Raw genomic sequence first — 17,948 nt, 5'->3', positions numbered from 1 at the left:
CATGGGTTTTTTGCACCAAATCCACGCTTTTAAAGGCGTTAATCCAGGATTGTCAGACAATAACGCACTGCAATGTGGCGCCGTCAATCGATAATGACCCGTTTTGGTGCATGCAAAACCATCTGCACATTAACTGGTTAAACCTTGAGCAATTTCCGCTATAATCCGCGCCCCCCTTTTTCGGCTGGCCGTTCGCGCGCTGTTTTCATGAAACTAATCGTAAAAGTCTTTCCCGAGATCACCATCAAGAGCCGCCCGGTACGGATGCGTTTCATCCGCCAGTTGGCCAAGAACATCCGTGCCGTGCTCCGTGACCTGGACCCGGCCGTGGTGGTGAATGGCGTGTGGGACAACCTCGAACTGGAAACCCGTGTCAGCGAGCCCAAGCTGCTGAAGGAAATGACCGAGCGCCTGAGCTGCATGCCAGGCATCGCGCATTTTCTTCAGGTCGACGAATATCCGCTGGGTGACTTCGACGACATCCTCGCCAAATGCATGCTCCATTATGGTGATGCGCTGGCCGGCAAGATTTTTTCGGTACGCTGCAAGCGCGCCGGCAAGCACCCGTTCAGTTCGATGGACGTGGAACGTTATGTCGGCAGCCAGTTGCGCCGGCAGTGCGGCGCCGCCGGTATTTCGCTGAAAGACCCGCAGATCGAAGTGCGCATCGAAATTCGCGACCAGCGGTTGTTCGTGATCCACAGCCAGCACGACAGCATCGGCGGTTACCCGCTGGGTTCGCTGGAGCAGACCCTGGTGTTGATGTCCGGTGGCTTCGACTCCACCGTCGCCGCCTACCAGATCATGCGTCGCGGCCTGATGAGCCATTTCTGCTTCTTCAACCTCGGCGGACGTGCTCACGAACTGGGCGTGATGGAAGTGGCGCACTTCATCTGGAAGAAGTACGGCAGCTCCCAGCGCGTGTTATTTGTGAGCGTGCCGTTCGAAGAAGTCCTGGGCGAGATTCTCGGCAAAGTCGATAACAGTCATATGGGCGTCATTTTGAAGCGTATGATGTTGCGTGCCGCGACGAGCATCGCCGACCGCCTGCACATCGACGCGCTGGTGACCGGCGAGGCGATTTCCCAGGTATCGAGCCAGACGCTGCCGAACCTGTCGGTGATCGACTGCGTGACCGAGAAGCTCGTGCTGCGTCCGCTGATCGCCAGCCACAAGCAGGACATCATCGACACGGCCAACGAGATCGGCACCGCCGATTTTGCCCGGCACATGCCGGAGTATTGCGGCGTCATCTCGGTCAATCCGAAGACGGCGGCCAAGCGCGGTCGCGTGGAGCACGAAGAGAAAGAATTCGACATGGCGGTACTCGAACGCGCGATCGAGAACGCCAGGCTGGTACCGATCGATCGGGTCATCGACGAATTGGGCCAGGACATCCAGATTGAAGAAGTCGGCGAAGCGCTGGCCGGTCAGATCATCATCGACATCCGTCACCCGGACGATGCTGAAGACGACCCGCTGAGCGTCGCCGGCGTCGAGGTACAAACGATGCCGTTCTATGCAGTGAACGCGCGTTTCAAGGAACTGGACCCTACTCGCCAGTACCTGCTGTATTGCGACAAAGGCGTGATGAGTCGCCTGCATGCCCACCATTTGCTCAGTGAGGGGCATGCCAATGTGCGCGTTTATCGACCGAGCTAAGTGCCCGGGGCTGTTTGCCTGTGGCCTGCGTCACCGGCCCCCCGACGCCGCCGACACGCTGTAACTGTCGGACTCTACTGTAAATCGCTGCCACGACCTGTCAGCACACCGAATCCTCTGATCGAGATACACAAGTGATCGAAAATCTACGCAACATCGCCATCATTGCTCACGTTGACCATGGTAAGACCACCCTGGTAGACAAACTCTTGCGTCAATCCGGCACCCTGGAGCGCAACGAGCTCAACGACGAGCGCGTGATGGACTCCAACGACCAGGAAAAAGAGCGCGGTATTACCATCCTGGCGAAAAACACCGCCATCAACTGGAACGGCTACCACATCAACATCGTGGACACCCCGGGCCACGCCGACTTCGGTGGTGAAGTAGAGCGCGTGATGTCGATGGTCGACTCCGTGCTGCTGCTGGTCGACGCCCAGGACGGCCCTATGCCGCAAACCCGTTTCGTGACCAAGAAGGCGTTCGAAGCCGGCCTGCGTCCGATCGTGTGCATCAACAAGGTTGACCGTCCAGGCGCGCGTCCGGACTGGGTCCTGGACCAGATCTTCGACCTGTTCGACAACCTGGGCGCCACCGAAGAACAGCTGGACTTCAAAGTCGTCTACGCCTCGGCCCTGAACGGTATTGCCGGTCTGGACCACACCGACATGGCTGAAGACATGACCCCGCTGTACCAGTCGATCGTCGACAACGTACCCGCACCGAAAGTCGACCGTGACGGCCCGTTCCAGATGCAAATCTCCGCACTGGACTACAACAGCTTCCTGGGTGTTATCGGTGTTGGTCGTATCGCCCGTGGTCGCGTCAAGCCGAACACCCCGGTCGTGGCTATCGGTGCTGACGGCAAGCGCCGCAACGGTCGTATCCTGAAGCTGATGGGTCACCACGGCCTGCACCGTGTAGACGTCGAAGAAGCGGCTGCCGGCGACATCGTCTGCATCAGCGGCATGGACTCGCTGTTCATCTCCGACACCCTGTGCCACCCGGACACCGTTGAAGCGATGAAGCCGTTGACCGTCGACGAGCCAACCGTTTCCATGACCTTCCAGGTAAACGACTCGCCGTTCTGCGGTAAAGAAGGCAAGTTCGTGACGTCCCGTAACATCAAGGAGCGTCTGGACAAAGAGCTGCTGTACAACGTTGCACTGCGCGTTGAAGAAGGCGACTCCGCTGACAAGTTCAAGGTCTCGGGCCGTGGCGAGTTGCACCTCTCGGTGCTGATCGAAACCATGCGTCGCGAAGGCTTCGAAATGGCTGTAGGCCGTCCGGAAGTGATCATCCGCCTGGTTGACGGCGTGAAGCACGAACCGTTCGAAAACGTCACCATCGACCTGCCGGAAGAATCCCAGGGCAAGGTGATGGAAGAGATGGGCCTGCGTAAGGGCGACCTGACCAACATGGTGCCGGATGGCAAGGGCCGTGTACGTCTGGAATACAACATCCCTGCTCGCGGTCTGATCGGTTTCCGTAACCAGTTCCTGACCCTGACCAACGGTGCTGGCATCCTGACCTCGATCTTCGACCGTTACGACGTGATGAAGTCGGGCGACATGTCCGGCCGCCAGAACGGCGTTCTGGTTTCGGTTGAAACCGGCAAGGCACTGACCTACTCCCTGGAAACCCTCCAGGCGCGTGGCAAGCTGTTCGTTGAACACGGCCAGGAAATCTACGGTGGCCAGATCGTTGGTCTGAACAGCCGTGACAACGACCTGGGCGTGAACCCTACCAAGGGCAAGAAGCTCGACAACATGCGTGCTTCGGGCAAAGACGAAACCATCGCCCTGGTTCCACCTGTTCGCTTCACCCTGGAACAGGCCCTGGAATTCATCCAGGACGACGAGCTGTGCGAAGTGACGCCTAAGTCGATCCGCCTGCGCAAGAAGATCCTGGACGAAAGCGAGCGTACCCGCGCCGCCAAGAAAGCCAAGGCCTGATTGCTTTAGCCTCGGCTGAATGAAAACGCCCCCGGTTGTGAGACCGGGGGCGTTTTTTTGTGCCTGGAAATTGTGCAGTGCCTGTTGGGGCCTCATCGCGAGCAAGCTCGCTCCCACAGTGGATTTAGGTCGGGCGCAAAATCTGTATCCGCTGAAAATCAACTGTGGGAGCGAGCTTGCTCGCGATGGCGACGGTTCAGGCGCCGCTAAACCATCAGTCGATCAAAACCGATCCAACGTCCGCGGATTACGCTCGCGCTCCACTTCCTTGGGCTTGTACGCGCAATAACCCGGCCGTGGCCCGACCCGTGGATGGTTGCGGCAGGTGTCCGGGCGCTTCTCGTAAATGGTGCACAACCGGCTCTTGCGGTCCAGATACAGGCAGTCGTTGTTGCTCATGCGTTGCAATGTGAAGATTTCCGACTTCTGGTTGTAGCGCTCGACGATCCCTTCCTTTTGCAGGCGCTTGGCGATGTTTTTCGGCGGGTCGCCCAGTTCGAACTCATCGACGATGCCAATCCGGATCAGGTCCTTGATCTTGACCTCCACCGGCAGGGTGCAGCAGCTCGACACGCAGGAACCGCACATCGGGGCGGAGTACTTGGCCCAGGTATCGAGTCGGTCGATCTCCGCGGCGGCGATCAGGTTGGGCTTCATCATCACGGTTTACCAGCATGCATCAGGGCGCGCGATCATACCGGGACTGGTGAAATTTTGAACGACCATCTGCCGGTTTTTTTTGCGTCCCGACAAAACCCGCCGGTACCGGCACGGCCCCTGCATTCATTCATCGGCGATTCCTTGGCGACGATTCTCCGGCGTCCGGGAAAAACCACCGAACCAAGAGCCCGTACCGTCTGTCAGACCGACTAGGCTCAGACAATTCCATGCTCGTTCGAGGTCTCATCAATGACTCAAGAACCACTTGTTCGCGAAGCTGAGGTTGCGGCATTTCGCGACGCCGTGTTGACCAAACTCACTTATGCCGTCGGCAAGGACCCCGATCATGCGTTTGATCACGATTGGTTCGAAGCCATAGCCCTTGCCGCCCGCGACCACATGGTCGAACACTGGATGGACCACACGCGGCAGATCTACCGCAAGGGCCAGAAGCGCGTCTACTACCTCTCCCTGGAATTCCTCATCGGTCGCCTGTTGTACGACAGCCTGAGCAATCTGGGCTTGCTGGACACCGCCCGCGAGGCCCTGACCGAGCTGGGCGTCGACCTGGAGCGTATCCGCCTGCTCGAGCCCGACGCCGCCCTGGGCAACGGTGGCCTCGGTCGCCTGGCGGCGTGCTTCATGGAGAGCATGTCGACACTGGGCATCGCCGGCCATGGCTACGGTATTCGCTATGAGCACGGCTTGTTCCGCCAGGCGATTGTCGATGGCTGGCAGCAGGAGCAGACCGAGCATTGGCTGGATTTCGGCAACCCGTGGGAGTTCGAGCGTCCGGAGGTCGTCTACCCGATCGGCTTTGGTGGCAGCGTCGAAACCGTGACTGACGACAGCGGCAAGACTCGCCAGGTCTGGTCCCCGGCCGAAACCGTGCGTGCCATTGCCTATGACACGCCGGTGGTGGGCTGGCGCGGCGCCAGTGTCAACACCCTGCGCTTGTGGCGCGCCCGGGCCGTGGAAGACTTGCATCTGGAACGCTTCAACGCCGGCGACCACCTCGGCGCCGTGGCGGAAGTGGCGCGGGCCGAGAGCATTTCCCGCGTCTTGTACCCGGCCGACAGCACCGAGGCCGGCCAGGAATTGCGCCTGCGCCAGGAGTATTTCTTCGTCGCCGCCTCGCTGCAGGATTTGCTGCGCCGCCATCGCAACATGCACACCTCGGTGCTGACCCTGGGTGATCACGCGGCGATCCAGCTCAACGATACGCACCCGTCCATCGCCGTGGCCGAGCTGATGCGCCAATTGGTGGACGTCTACGACGTCGCATGGGACGCGGCCTGGCAGATCACCCAGGACACGCTGTCCTACACCAATCACACGTTGCTGCCCGAGGCCTTGGAGACCTGGCCGGTGGGGCTGATGGAGCGCATGCTGCCCCGGCACATGCAGATCATCTACCTGATCAACGCCCAGCACATCGACTCGCTGCGGGCCAAGGGCGTCCATGACTTCGACGTGCTGCGCTCGGTGTCGCTGATCGAAGAAGATAACGGTCGCCGCGTGCGCATGGGCAACCTGGCGTTCCTCGGTTCCCACAGCGTCAACGGGGTGTCCGGGCTGCACACACAGCTGATGCGCAGCACGGTGTTCTCCGAACTGCACAAGCTCTATCCGGAGCGAATCAACAACAAGACCAACGGCATCACCTTCCGCCGCTGGTTGTTCCAGGCCAACGCCGAATTGACGTCGATGATGGTCGACGCCCTTGGGCCGAGCGTGCTCGACAATCCCGAGGAGCGCCTGATCGAGCTGGAGCCGTTCGCCGACAAGCCGGCGTTTCGCAAGCAGTTCGCCGAACAGCGCTTGCACAGCAAGAAAGCCTTGGCTTACCTGATCCACGAGCGACTGGGCATCGCCGTCAACCCGGCGGCGATGTTCGACGTGCAGGTCAAGCGGATCCACGAATACAAACGCCAGTTGCTCAACCTGTTGCACACCGTGGCGCTGTACCAGGCGATTCGCGCCGAGCCGGAAGTGGACTGGGTGCCACGGGTGAAAATCTTCGCCGGCAAGGCCGCCGCCAGTTATCACCAGGCCAAGTTGATCATCAAGCTGACCAACGACATCGCCCGGGTGGTGAACAACGACCCGACCGTGCGCGGCTTGCTCAAAGTCGTGTTCCTGCCCAACTACAACGTCAGCCTGGCCGAGAGCATCATCCCGGCAGCGGACCTGTCGGAGCAGATTTCCACCGCCGGTTTCGAAGCCTCGGGCACCAGCAACATGAAGTTCGGCCTCAACGGCGCGCTGACCATCGGCACCATGGACGGCGCCAACGTGGAGATGCACGAGCGTGTCGGCGGTGACCACATGTTCATCTTCGGCCTGACCGCCGAGCAGGTGGAAGCGCGCAAGCGCAACGGTGAATTCAGCGCCGCGCCGGACATCGCCGCATCCCATCGCCTTGGCGACGTATTGCAAGCGATTCGTGGTGGCGTCTTCTCGCCGGACGACCCGATGCGCTACACCGGGCTGGTGGACTCGCTGGTCGATTACGACCGCTTCCTGGTCTGCGCCGATTTCGACGCCTACTGGAACGCCCAGGCCAAGGTCGAAGAGAAGTGGCACGACTCCAAGCAATGGTGGCGCTCGGCGGTGCTCAACACCGCACGCATGGGCTGGTTCTCCTCGGACCGGACCATCCGCGAATACGCCACCGACATCTGGAAGGCGCTGGAGTAAAGGTTGCAAGAAATGTGAGCGAAGCCCAACGGCGATTGGGCTTCGTCGATATACTAAGCGCAAGATTCGCCGGGTTGTGCGGCCGGACTCGGTACTGGAAATGCCAACCATTCCTTGTGGGAGCGAGCTTGCTCGCGATAGCAGCCTGTCAGGCAACATCAATGTCGCCTGACACACTGCTATCGCGAGCAAGCTCGCTCCCACAGGGTTTGGGGGTTTTCCACTAGACTGAGTCAGGCACCGCAGCACCCGGTCATGCCCGCAACGGGCCGCTTAGGGATATCGACCATATGCAATGGATTTTGACACTGTTGGGCCTGGCTCTTGGCTGGGTGGTGGACGAGTCGTACGCCGATGCGCTGATAGGTGCGTTGGTCGGCCTCGGCATCGCCCAGTCGTTTCGACTGGGGCGCCTTGGCATCCAGGCGGCCAAGCAGCAGATACTGCTGCAAGAGGCCCAGCAGAGTCTGCTCACCTTGGAAGGGCGGCTGGCGGTTCTCGAACGCGGCAAGGTCGCCCAGCCGAGTGATCTGGCACCAGCCGCCGAGGTCATCGCGCCACAGGCTGAAAAACCCGAAACGCGCACCGAGCCGGACCTCGTCTGGGAATTGCCGCCCGACCTCGAACCCGTCTCCGTGATGAGCACCCAGGCCAGCCAGCCGTTGCCTGACGAGATCTGGAGCCCAGCGCCAGCCGCTTCCACTCGACGCGCCAATCGCGATTTTGCGCCGTTGCCCCTTGAACCGACGGCGCCTGCGCCTGCGGCCCCCCGTGGCCCGAATCTGTTCGATCGCGCCCTTATCGGCGCGCGCGACTGGTTGTTCGGTGGCAACACCGTGCTGCGGGTCGGCGTGGTGTTGCTGTTCCTCGGCCTGGCTTTCCTGCTGCGCTACGCCACCGAAGGCATGGTGGTGCCGATCGAATTGCGCTACGCCGGCGTCGCGGCCAGCGCCTTGGGGCTGCTGGGCCTGGGCTGGTGGTTGCGCCAACGCAACAGCAGCTACGCGTTGATGTTGCAGGGGACCGGGATCGCCGTGTTGTACCTGACGGTGTTCGCCGCCATGCGCCTGCATCCGTTGCTCGATTCCAAGGCTGCCTTGGGGCTGTTGGTGGCGGTCACCGTATTCTCGGCGATCCTGGCAGTGACCCAGAACGCCATGGGCCTGGCGGCGGCTGCGGCGCTGGGCGGGTTCGCCGCGCCGATCCTGACCTCCACCGGCAGCGGTAACCATGTCGCGTTGTTCAGCTATTTCATCCTGCTCAACGCCGGCATCCTCGCAATCGCTTGGTTCAAGGCCTGGCGGATGCTGAACCTGATCGGCTTCGTCGGCACGTTCGGCATCGGTTTCGCCTGGGGCTTGCGCTCCTATACGCCGGAGTTGTTGTGGAGCACCGAGCCCTTCCTCATCGTTTTCTTCCTGACCTACCTGGCAATCGGCTTGTTGTTCACCCGGCGCAAGCTGCTGGAAATGAGCGACGCGCCTGAAGATGACAGCCGTGACGCCATGCTGCGCTGGTCGGCCCGCAAGGGCGACTACGTGGATGGCAGTATGCTGTTCGGCCCGCCCCTGGTCGGCTTCGGTCTGCAGTTCGCATTGGTGCAGCACCTGGAATTCGCCGCAGCGTTCAGTGCGCTCGCGCTGGGCATGATCTACATGGGACTGGCTCGGGTACTGATGGGCGGTCGCGCGGTGTTGCTGGCTGAAACCTGCCTGGCCCTGGGGGTGATTTTCGGCAGCCTGGCGATTCCGCTTGGCCTCGACGCCCGTTGGACCGCCGCTGCGTGGGCGGTGGAGGGCGCCGGGATCTTCTGGCTGGGCCTGCGCCAGCAGCGACCCTTCGCGCGAATCTTCGCCCTGTTGCTGCAATTGGGTTCGGCGCTGGCCTTCGTCAGCGAATTGCATGCAGGTGCAGGCAGCCTGCTGGAGGGTTCGTGGCTGGGTGCGTTGATGCTCGGTTGTGCCTTGCTGTTCAGCTTCTATCAACTGCACAAGGCCGAGCCCGGCCATATCGCAAGCTGGGAGCGTCAGGCTCAGCCTGTGCTGGCGGTGTTGGGGTTAGGCTTCCTTTACTTGCTGGCGCCGCTGTTCTTCTTTACCCACGGCACCGCCATCGCCTGGGCCTTCGCTGGCCTGGCGACGCTGTTCGTTGGTTTGCGCCTGCAATCACGGGCCTTTCTGTTTACCGCATTCGCGGTGCAACTGTTGGGCGGCGCGCTGTTCCTGATGCGCCTGCAAGGCGCCGAAGGCGAGTCGGCGGTGTTGAATGCCGGCTGGAACGGACTGCTCAGCGCCTCGCTGATCGGCCTGGCGTTGATTGGCGGGATGCTGTTGGCGGCTCGCGACGACATGGTACGCAACGATCCCCGACTGTTGCGCGGCCTGTCGGTGGTGCTATTGGCGGGGCTGGTGCTGATCAACCTCGCGGTGCTGTTCGTCCTGCCTTGGCAAACGGCGAGCGGCGTATGGGCGGCCAGCGGCTTGTTAATCATCTGGCTGAGCCTGTACTTGAAGCAGCGCGTGAGCTTTGTCTTCGGTCTGTTGCTGCAACTGCTGGGCGGCGCGGCGTTCCTGGCGGCTGGGCCGTTCCTGCTTGGGCCTCTTCAGTCCGAAGGCCTGCGGCCCTTGGCCCACAGCGGTTTCTGGACACCACTGGTTCTGGGATTGGCGGCATTGATCGGCGCCTGGCGACTGCAACGGGCACACGCGGCGCAGGAACTGGACGTCTTGAGCTTGCAACGCCTGTCCGAGCTGTTGCTGATCTGGGGCGCCGGCTGGTGGGCCCTGGCGTGGGTCAGCGAGGTGCTGCGCTTCGCTCCGGCAAACCTGCAAGGCAGCTGGCTGCTGCTGGTCGCGGCGATCAGCGTGGCGGTGTGGACAGTCCTGGCCCTGCGCTTGAAATGGCCGGCGCTGGGGCTGCTGTGCACCTTGTTGATTCCGGCGGCGGGCTGCGTGCTGGTGGCAACGGGGCACAGCCACTATCACCCGGCGGCGGATTTCGGCTGGCTTGCCTGGCTGGCAATATTTGCCGTGCACTTCTTTTCGCTCAAGCGCCTGGCGCCGATGCTCCCGGCCCGTGCGCGCAGTACCGCCCACGTGCTCGGTTGCTGGTTGCTGATGACGGTGTTGATGCTGGAGCTGCGTTACGGCCTGCTGTTGTTGTCCGAGCAGTACAACGCCTGGCGCTGGCTGGCCTGGGCAATCCTGCCAGGCCTTTACCTGGTGTTGATGGCCACGCCGCGTACCTTGCCATGGCCGGTTTCGGCCCAACCGCGCGAATATCGCGTCTACGCGGCGGCGCCGATGGCGCTGTTGATGCTCGGTTGGTTCTGGCTGACCAACACCTTCAGCGACGGCAACTCGGAGCCACTGCCTTATGTGCCGTTGCTCAATCCTCTGGAGTTGGGCCTGCTGTTCGCCTTGTTCGGTATCTATGTGTGGGCCCGCAATGCCGTAGAGCAAACGACGAACCGTTGGAGTCGCATCGGATATATCGCTCAGTTGATCGCCGGCGTGTCGCTGTTCGCGTTCTTCACGGCGCTGGTGATGCGCACTGCCCACCAGTGGATGGGCGTGCCGTACGAGTTGGATACGCTGCTCGACTCGATGTTCGTGCAGGCCGGCTTGTCCATCGTCTGGACCTTGATTGCCCTGGGCCTGATGATCGGCGGACACCTGCGCCATCGCCGGGAGGTGTGGCTGGTCGGCGCGGTGTTGATCGCCGTGGTCGTGGCCAAGTTGTTCTTTGTCGAATTAAGTAACCGCGGCGGTCTGGCGCGGATCGTGTCGTTCATCGGCGTAGGCGTGTTGCTGCTGGTGGTCGGCTATTTTGCGCCGCTGCCACCCAAGCGCCCGGAGCCGGCCGTGGATGCCGAGCCGCCGATGCCTGTCAGTGAGGGAGTGTCGTCTTGAGTCGCAAGTTGAGTCGAATCGGGCTGGGCCTGATGGGGTTGTGGGTGGCCTTGGCGGCTGCGGCGCAGGAACAGCCGCAAGACTTCGCCCATCAGGTGCCGTTGGCCTTGAGCGGTGAAGGGCCGTGGTATCGCCTGGCGTTGCCGCTGGATGTCCAATTGCGGGCGCGGCAGACCGACCTGAGCGACGTGCGGGTGTTCAACGCCGCCGGCCAGGTCCAGGCCTATGCCTTGGTGCGCGAATCGGCCCAGAGCCGGGAGAATCGCACCCTGACCGATGTGAAGTGGTTCCCGTTGTACAACGCTGCCGATGACAGTGAACGCGCGCCCAGCGTGCGTGTGCAATCGAACGCCAACGGCACGCTGGTGGAAGTCCAGCCGTCCAGTCGGCTCGAAGCCGGGGAAGAGGAATTGCGTGGCTGGCTGCTGGATGCCAGCGCGATCAAGGCGCCGCTGCAACAGTTGATCCTGGACTGGACCAGCGAGCGCGACGGTTTCCAGCGCTTCACCATCGAAGCCAGCGACGACTTGCAGCACTGGCAGGCGTGGGGCGAAGGCCAGGTCGCGCGGCTGACATTCGCCGATGAGCGGGTCGAGCAGCACGAAGTGAGCCTGCCCGGACAATCGGCGCGGTACTTGCGGTTGTTGTGGGATTCGCCGTCCTCGGCGCCGGTGCTGACCTCGGCCCAACTGCAAAGCGCCAGCCGCGAAAGCTTGCCGCTGCCGTTGGTCTGGTCGCAGCCGTTGGCGGGCACCACGACGAAGGCCGGTGAATATACCTGGCAATTGCCGATGGGGCTGAACATCGAGCAAGTCCAGGTGGAACTGAGCCAGGCCAACAGCCTGGCGCCAGTGACCCTGGCCGGTCGTCGTGAAAGCAGCCATCCTTGGCAGCCGATGGGCGGTGGCTTGCTCTATCGCCTGACCCAGAATGGTCAGGATGTGCAGCAAAACCAGCTGCAGTTGTCCGGCCAGACCGTGCAGCAATTGAAACTGACCGTGGATGAGCGTGGCGGCGGCCTGGGCACCGAGGCCCCGGCCCTGCGTTTTGCCGTGCGCCCGACCCAAGTGGTGTTCCTGGCGCGGGGCGACGCGCCCTACAACCTGGCACTGGGCAGTGCGACGGCGAAGGCGGCCAGCTTGCCGTTGGCCACGCTGATCCCGGATTACAAGCCGTCGCGCCTGGCGATGCTGGGTACTGCAACGGTCAACGGAACGGCGACCTCGACGCCAGCCGTTGAAGCGCCGGCGGTGGCTGTGGATACCAACTGGAAGAAGATCGGCCTGTGGGCGGTGTTGCTGCTCAGCGTGGTGTTCCTCGGTGCGATGGCGTTCAGCCTGCTGCGCAAGCCGCCGGTCAAATCCCCGTAGGCGCAGGTTGGCAGGCCCGGATATGAACTCAATCCTCCATATCCCGTCTCATAGGAGGAATTAAGTCCCGACTCGCGCTAAACTGCGCGGGTTTTCCGCCCCCTATTCTTCGGAGCCGTCCATGTCCCGCGTTACCTTGAGTCGCTATTTGATTGAGCAGACCCGCAGCAACAATACCCCTGCCGATCTGCGCTTTTTGATCGAAGTGGTGGCGCGTGCATGCAAGGAGATCAGCCACGCCGTGTCCAAGGGCGCGCTGGGCGGTGTCCTGGGCAGCATGGGCACCGAAAACGTGCAGGGCGAAGTGCAGAAGAAACTCGACGTCCTCTCCAACGAAATCCTGCTGGAAGCCAACGAATGGGGCGGTCACCTGGCCGGCATGGCGTCCGAGGAAATGGACAATGCCTACCAGATCCCGGGCAAGTACCCGAAAGGCGCCTATCTGTTGGTGTTCGACCCACTGGACGGTTCGTCGAACATCGACATCAACGCGCCGGTCGGCACGATCTTCTCGGTACTGCGTTGCCCGAACGAATACCTGAGCCAGAACGAAGCCCTGAACGAAAAGGCTTTCCTGCAGCCCGGCACCGAGCAGGTCGCCGCCGGCTATGCCATCTACGGCCCGCAGACCATGCTGGTGCTGACCCTGGGCGACGGCGTCAAGGGCTTCACCCTGGACCGCGAAATGGGCAGCTTCGTACTGACCCACGAAGACATCACCATTCCTGAAACCACCCAGGAATTCGCCATCAACATGTCCAACCAGCGTCACTGGGAAGCCCCGGTACAACGCTACGTCAGCGAGTTGCTGGCCGGTGAAGAAGGCCCGCTGAAAAAGAACTACAACATGCGCTGGGTGGCTGCGATGGTCGCCGATGTACACCGCATCCTGACCCGTGGCGGTCTGTTCATGTACCCACGCGACAGCCGCGAGCCCTCCAAGCCGGGCAAGCTGCGCCTGATGTACGAAGCCAACCCGATGTCGTTCCTGGTGGAGCAGGCGGGCGGCGCTTCCACCGATGGTCACCAACGCATCCTCGACATCAAGCCTGAAGGCCTGCACCAGCGCGTTGCAGTGTTCCTCGGCTCGAAGGAAGAAGTGGCGCGCGCCACGGCTTATCACAAGGAGTAAATCATGGCCGAGCCCTGGCAACCGTTGCTCGATTGGTGGTTTGGCACAGCCGAAAAACCAGATGAGGTCGCGGCTGACAAGGGCAAGCTGTGGTTTGGCAAAGGCCATGATCGCCAGGCGCGAGAGCGCTTCGGCGATCTGGTCGAGCAAGCACTGGCCGGCGGACTGACCGATTGGGCGCAACGCCCGGAAGGTTGGCTGGCCCTGGTGCTGCTACTGGATCAACTTCCCCGGATGATCTTTCGCAACACCCCCGAGAGCTTCTCTGGCGACCTGCGTGCCCAAGCCCTGGTGGCCCAGGGCCTGGCGGCGGGTTTCGACCAGCAACTGCGGCCGATCCAGCGCGTATTCATCTACCTCGTCCTCGAACACTGCGAAAACCTCGCGGTGCAGAACGAAGCCGTGTCGCGGTTTATCGAACTGGTCCGGGAACAGCCCGAGGCGCAGCGGGCGGTATTCGAAGACAACCTGGATTATGCCGAACGGCATCAGAAGATCATTGCCCGGTTCGGGCGCTTTCCCCATCGCAATGCGGTGTTGGGGCGCGAGTCCACGGCTGAGGAAGTGGAGTTCTTGAGCAGGCCTGGGTCCAGGTTCTAATGAGTTGTTAAGGACTGCTTCGAAGCAATCGCTTCATTAGCAGCGTGGGCAAGCTCTTGCGGCTATCGGCAATGATATGGACGTAGATAGTTTGGCCCCGCACTTCATAAATGATTCGGTTCATGCCTGACAATATCTGCCGGTATTGACCGAGATTGAGCCTTTCGATCTCTTCCGGAATCGATCCCGCATAAGGTGAAGTTTCCAAATGACGGATCGCCGTTTTTAGATTGGCGTAGGTGTTTTGCCAAGTCTGAAGAGAAAACTGTTCGATGAGGTAAGTGCGGAGTTCTTTAAGATCTGTTTCGGCTGACTGAAGTACGACAATCTTCAAGCTCATTGGGCGTCGGCCTTGTCCAGTTCGCTGAAGATATCCTCGATTGCCCTGAATTTACCCTCTTCAATTTCCTGGTTGCCCATCGCCAGCAGCTTCAGCAGCGCCATGGTGTCTTCTTGTTCTTCGAAACTCTTTACATCCATGACCACAAGCTTGGCTTCACCGTTTTGAGTGATGATTAGGGGCTCTCTGCTCTCCGTGATGGTCTTGACGATTTCGGCGGTGTGGCTCTTCAAGTAGCTGATGGGTTTGATTTGGGATGACAGCTTCATGGGTGCTGGCCTCGAAAGATTGGATGGACTGAGTTTAGTCTTAATTCAGTCTTGCGTCAGGCTGTGTTGATCCAATTCTCTGTGACGCTAATGCCGCCCTCGCGAGCAAGCCCGCTTCCACAGTCGATCGCGTTTCATTGACAGAACGCGGTCAACTGTGGGAGCGAGCCTGCTCGCGAAAGGGCCGCCAAAACATTAGATCCGGAAACTACCCACCAACTGCTTCAACCGCGCCGCCTGCTGCTCCAGGTCGGAACAGGCCCGTAAGGTCGCTTGCAGGTTTTCCACGCCTTCCTGGTTCAGGGTGTTGATCTCGTTGATGTCGACGTTGATCGATTCCACCACGGCGGTCTGCTCTTCGGTGGCGGTCGCGACGGACTGGTTCATGCCGTCGATTTCGCCGATGCGCTGGGTCACGCTGCCCAGGCGTTCGCCCGCCTGGTTGGCGATGCTGACGCTGCCTTCGCTCTGGCGCTGGCTGTCGGTCATGGTCAGCACCGCTTCCCGTGCACCGACTTGCAACTCTTCGATCATCTTCTGCACTTGCTGCGCCGAATCCTGGGTGCGGTGGGCCAGGTTGCGCACTTCATCGGCGACGACCGCGAAGCCGCGACCGGCTTCACCGGCCCGGGCCGCTTCGATGGCGGCGTTGAGGGCGAGCAGGTTGGTCTGCTGGGAAATGCTGGTGATCACTTCGAGAATCTGGCCGATGTTCACCGTGTTGCTGTTCAGGGTTTCGATGTTGCCGCACGAATCGCTGATCTTGGCCGACAGTTGCTGCATCGCCGTGATGGTTTTATCCACCACTTGCTGGCCATCTTCGGCCAGGTTGCGGGCCTCGCTGGAGTGCTGCGAGGCGAGGGCGGCGTTCTGGGCGATTTCCTGGGCGGCGGCGCCGAGCTGGTTGATCGCCGCGGCCACGCTGCTGGTGCGCGAGGCCTGCTGATCGGAGTTGTACATCGACGAGTTGGACGCGCTGACCACGCGCAGGGCGACTTCGTTGACCTGGCCGGTCGCCGAGGCCACTTCGCGGATCGAGGTGTGGATACGTTCGACAAAGCGGTTGAACGAGGTGCCCAGCGCGCCGAATTCGTCATGGCCGTGGATGGTCAGGCGGCGGGTCAGGTCGCCTTCGCCTTCGGCGATGTCGTGCATGGCGCGGCCCATGGTCAGCAGCGGTTGCATCAGCACGCGGATCAGCATGCCCAGCAGCGCGATGATGAACACCACGGCAATCGCCATGGCAATCAGCGCCGAGGTGCGGAATTCGCTGAGCATCGCCAGGGCTGTGTCTTTATCAAGCACCAGCGCCACGTACCAGTTGGCACCGGGGACGCCGTTGACCTGGGTGAAAGAGATAAATTGGGTTTTGCCGTCGAGGTCGACTTCCTTGACGCCTGGACTGATTTGAGGCGCACCGTTGGGATAGGCCTCGGCGAGGGTCTTGAGCACGCGCTTGCTGTCAGGATGCACGAGGATCTTGCCATCGGCGCTGACGATGAACGCATGGCCGTGGCCGCCGAAGTTCAGTGAGTTGATGATGGCGCTGACGCTCGACAGGTCAATGTCCGCCCCGGCCACGCCGATCATCTGGTTCTGGCGCTGTACCGGCGTGGCAACGGTGATCACCAGCTTGCCCGACGAAGCGGCGATGTAGGGTTCGGTGACGATGGTCTGCTGGGCGCTGTTGGCGGCCTTGTACCAGCCGCGGGCGCGCGGATCGTAGTCGGCGGCACGATTGCCGGCCGGTACCGAAAACATCACGCCGTCGGTGCCGCCGAAATAGCTGAGCTGGAAATTGCTGGTGTAGGCCGGCAGGCCCACGGCGCGCTTGAGGCTGTCGGCAGCGCTGCCGTCGATAGCGATTTGCTGGGCCAGCGATTGCAGCAACTGGATTCGGCCTTCGACCCAGGTCTGGATGTTACGGCTGGTCAGGCTGCCGAGTTCCTGCATGGACGTCTCGGTGCTGGTGTTGAGGCTTTGTCGCTGGCGGTAGTCGTTGAACAGGATGAAACAGGCGAATGCGACGGCCACCACAAGGGCGGCAGCCAGCAGGATTTTGTGGCTGAACTTCATGTTTCTGGTCATTAAGAACGCTACCGCGAAGGGACGGGTCAAAAAGGGGAGTCAATTTGCCATAACGCAGGATTTTGCGCTGTTACTTTTTATCGGCCCGCAAGCCCGGCTCATCAGGCGCCAGGGCAGCTATCCCGACGAAAGGCACGACCCCGTCACACTCTGGCTGATTCATCGGTGAAACACCTTTGCGCAGCCAATAAATACTGGGGTAGTCGGGGAACCAGATAGGGGTTTTCTCTTCTAAGGTTCAGGTTGGCACCCTGCCACCTCCCTTCCGTTCCAGGAGTTACACCATGTCGCTGCGTTCTATCGCCCTGCTGTTTATGTGCGTCGTGTTGACCGCATGCAGCAAGGTCAACCAGGAAAACTATTCGAAGCTGTCGGCCGGGATGCCCAAGGCCGAGGTCGAGACGTTGCTGGGAAAACCGACTGACTGTTCGGGCGCGCTCGGCATGTCCAGCTGCACCTGGGGCGACCAGAAAAGCTTTATCAGCGTGCAGTACGCCGGTGACAAAGTGTTGATGTTTTCCGGCCAAGGCCTGAAGTAACCTGGAGTAAACCGGGGCCAAGCGCCCACGGGAGAAAAAAATAATGATGCGGTTAGTTTTTGTGCTTTTGGCTGGCCTGGTATTGGCCGGCTGTGCCACTTCTGGCGTAGACCCGTTGGCGCCCAAAACCGTCAACAGCGTCAATCTCAAACGTTATCAAGGGACCTGGTACGAGCTGGCCCGCCTGCCGATGTATTTCCAGCGCAACTGCGCGCAATCGGAAGCCCATTACACCCTCAAGCCCGACGGCAACGTGGATGTGCTCAACCGCTGCCTGACTTCCGACTGGAAATGGGAAGAGGCCAGGGGCACCGCTTACCCGCAGGTGCCGGGCAAGACCGACAAGCTCTGGGTTGAATTCGATACCTGGTTCTCGAAAGTCCTGCCGGGCGTGGCCAAGGGTGAATATTGGGTGCTGTACGTCAGCGATGACTACAAGACCGCCATTGTTGGCGACCCGAGCCGTCGCTACATGTGGCTGCTGTCCCGCACGCCAACGGTCAAGGTCGATGTACGCGAAGAGCTGCTGAGCAAGGCGCGGCAGCAAGGGTATGACACGACGCGGTTGGTCTGGCGTGCGTCGGACCGGCAGATGGCCAAGACTTCGGACTGATGCCGTAAAGACCTGTGGGAGCGAGCTTGCTCGCGATGAGGCCTTTTCCCTCAACATGGATGTTGATTGAAAGTCCGCTATCGCGAGCAAGCTCGCTCCCACAGGGTTG

At 61.2% G+C, this 17,948-nt stretch carries 14 protein-coding genes; 10 read left to right on the top strand and 4 right to left on the bottom strand.

Annotated features, from left to right (window positions below):
• Window positions 1–207: 207 nt before the first annotated feature.
• Window positions 208–1,662: a tRNA uracil 4-sulfurtransferase ThiI gene (gene thiI / locus M8Q45_RS22935; RefSeq protein ID WP_030141462.1), complete on the top strand. Its 1,455-nt coding sequence runs from the start codon at window positions 208–210 to the stop codon at window positions 1,660–1,662.
• A 134-nt stretch (window positions 1,663–1,796) separates the two neighbouring features.
• Complete coding sequence (gene typA / locus M8Q45_RS22930; RefSeq protein WP_030141461.1) at window positions 1,797–3,617, top strand: translational GTPase TypA; 1,821 nt, start codon at window positions 1,797–1,799, stop codon at window positions 3,615–3,617.
• A 222-nt stretch (window positions 3,618–3,839) separates the two neighbouring features.
• On the opposite strand, the gene M8Q45_RS22925 is transcribed toward typA, so the two are convergent.
• Window positions 3,840–4,277 carry a YkgJ family cysteine cluster protein gene (locus M8Q45_RS22925; RefSeq protein WP_024778075.1) on the bottom strand — a complete coding sequence of 146 codons (438 nt, stop codon included), beginning with the start codon at window positions 4,275–4,277 and terminating at the stop codon, window positions 3,840–3,842.
• Between the two features lie 249 nt (window positions 4,278–4,526).
• Here M8Q45_RS22925 and M8Q45_RS22920 point away from each other — a divergent pair, with 249 nt between their 5' ends.
• From M8Q45_RS22920 to M8Q45_RS22900, 5 genes are all read left to right on the top strand, one after another.
• Window positions 4,527–6,977: a glycogen/starch/alpha-glucan phosphorylase gene (locus M8Q45_RS22920; protein ID WP_249876504.1), complete on the top strand. Its 2,451-nt coding sequence runs from the start codon at window positions 4,527–4,529 to the stop codon at window positions 6,975–6,977.
• A 290-nt stretch (window positions 6,978–7,267) separates the two neighbouring features.
• Entirely contained in the window at window positions 7,268–10,888 is a 3,621-nt protein-coding gene (locus tag M8Q45_RS22915) for a DUF2339 domain-containing protein (protein WP_249876503.1), read from the top strand.
• A gap of 32 nt (window positions 10,889–10,920) precedes the next feature.
• Window positions 10,921–12,258, top strand: coding sequence for a DUF3999 domain-containing protein (locus M8Q45_RS22910; protein WP_502940579.1), 1,338 nt, complete (start codon window positions 10,921–10,923; stop codon window positions 12,256–12,258).
• Between the two features lie 121 nt (window positions 12,259–12,379).
• Entirely contained in the window at window positions 12,380–13,390 is a 1,011-nt protein-coding gene (locus M8Q45_RS22905) for a class 1 fructose-bisphosphatase (protein WP_030141457.1), read from the top strand.
• A 3-nt stretch (window positions 13,391–13,393) separates the two neighbouring features.
• On the top strand, window positions 13,394–13,990 hold the full coding sequence (locus M8Q45_RS22900) for a DUF924 family protein (protein ID WP_249876501.1): 597 nt from the start codon (window positions 13,394–13,396) through the stop codon (window positions 13,988–13,990).
• Between the two features lie 7 nt (window positions 13,991–13,997).
• On the opposite strand, the gene M8Q45_RS22895 is transcribed toward M8Q45_RS22900, so the two are convergent.
• The 3 genes from M8Q45_RS22895 to M8Q45_RS22885 all read right to left on the bottom strand — a co-directional run bounded on the left by M8Q45_RS22895 (window position 13,998) and on the right by M8Q45_RS22885 (window position 16,687).
• Complete coding sequence (locus tag M8Q45_RS22895) at window positions 13,998–14,330, bottom strand: type II toxin-antitoxin system RelE/ParE family toxin (protein ID WP_249876500.1); 333 nt, start codon at window positions 14,328–14,330, stop codon at window positions 13,998–14,000.
• Window positions 14,327–14,599: a type II toxin-antitoxin system Phd/YefM family antitoxin gene (locus M8Q45_RS22890; protein ID WP_249876499.1), complete on the bottom strand. Its 273-nt coding sequence runs from the start codon at window positions 14,597–14,599 to the stop codon at window positions 14,327–14,329. Before M8Q45_RS22890 ends, M8Q45_RS22895 begins: the two co-directional genes overlap by 4 nt.
• Before the next feature lie 195 nt (window positions 14,600–14,794).
• Window positions 14,795–16,687 carry a methyl-accepting chemotaxis protein gene (locus M8Q45_RS22885; protein WP_249876498.1) on the bottom strand — a complete coding sequence of 631 codons (1,893 nt, stop codon included), beginning with the start codon at window positions 16,685–16,687 and terminating at the stop codon, window positions 14,795–14,797.
• Here M8Q45_RS22885 and M8Q45_RS22880 point away from each other — a divergent pair.
• The 3 genes from M8Q45_RS22880 to M8Q45_RS22870 all read left to right on the top strand — a co-directional run bounded on the left by M8Q45_RS22880 (window position 16,674) and on the right by M8Q45_RS22870 (window position 17,839).
• Complete coding sequence (locus M8Q45_RS22880; RefSeq protein WP_249877409.1) at window positions 16,674–16,856, top strand: hypothetical protein; 183 nt, start codon at window positions 16,674–16,676, stop codon at window positions 16,854–16,856. The two genes, M8Q45_RS22885 and M8Q45_RS22880, sit on opposite strands and share 14 nt — an antisense overlap.
• A gap of 115 nt (window positions 16,857–16,971) precedes the next feature.
• On the top strand, window positions 16,972–17,226 hold the full coding sequence (locus M8Q45_RS22875; protein WP_003186715.1) for a hypothetical protein: 255 nt from the start codon (window positions 16,972–16,974) through the stop codon (window positions 17,224–17,226).
• A gap of 43 nt (window positions 17,227–17,269) precedes the next feature.
• Complete coding sequence (locus M8Q45_RS22870) at window positions 17,270–17,839, top strand: lipocalin family protein (RefSeq protein WP_249876497.1); 570 nt, start codon at window positions 17,270–17,272, stop codon at window positions 17,837–17,839.
• Window positions 17,840–17,948: the final 109 nt, after the last annotated feature.

It is taken from the genome of Pseudomonas sp. T1.Ur, from assembly GCF_023516725.1.
Classification (GTDB): domain Bacteria; phylum Pseudomonadota; class Gammaproteobacteria; order Pseudomonadales; family Pseudomonadaceae; genus Aquipseudomonas; species Aquipseudomonas alvandae.
The sequence above is the reverse complement of the archived record's forward strand: the minus strand, read 5'-3'. Positions and strand labels throughout refer to the sequence as shown.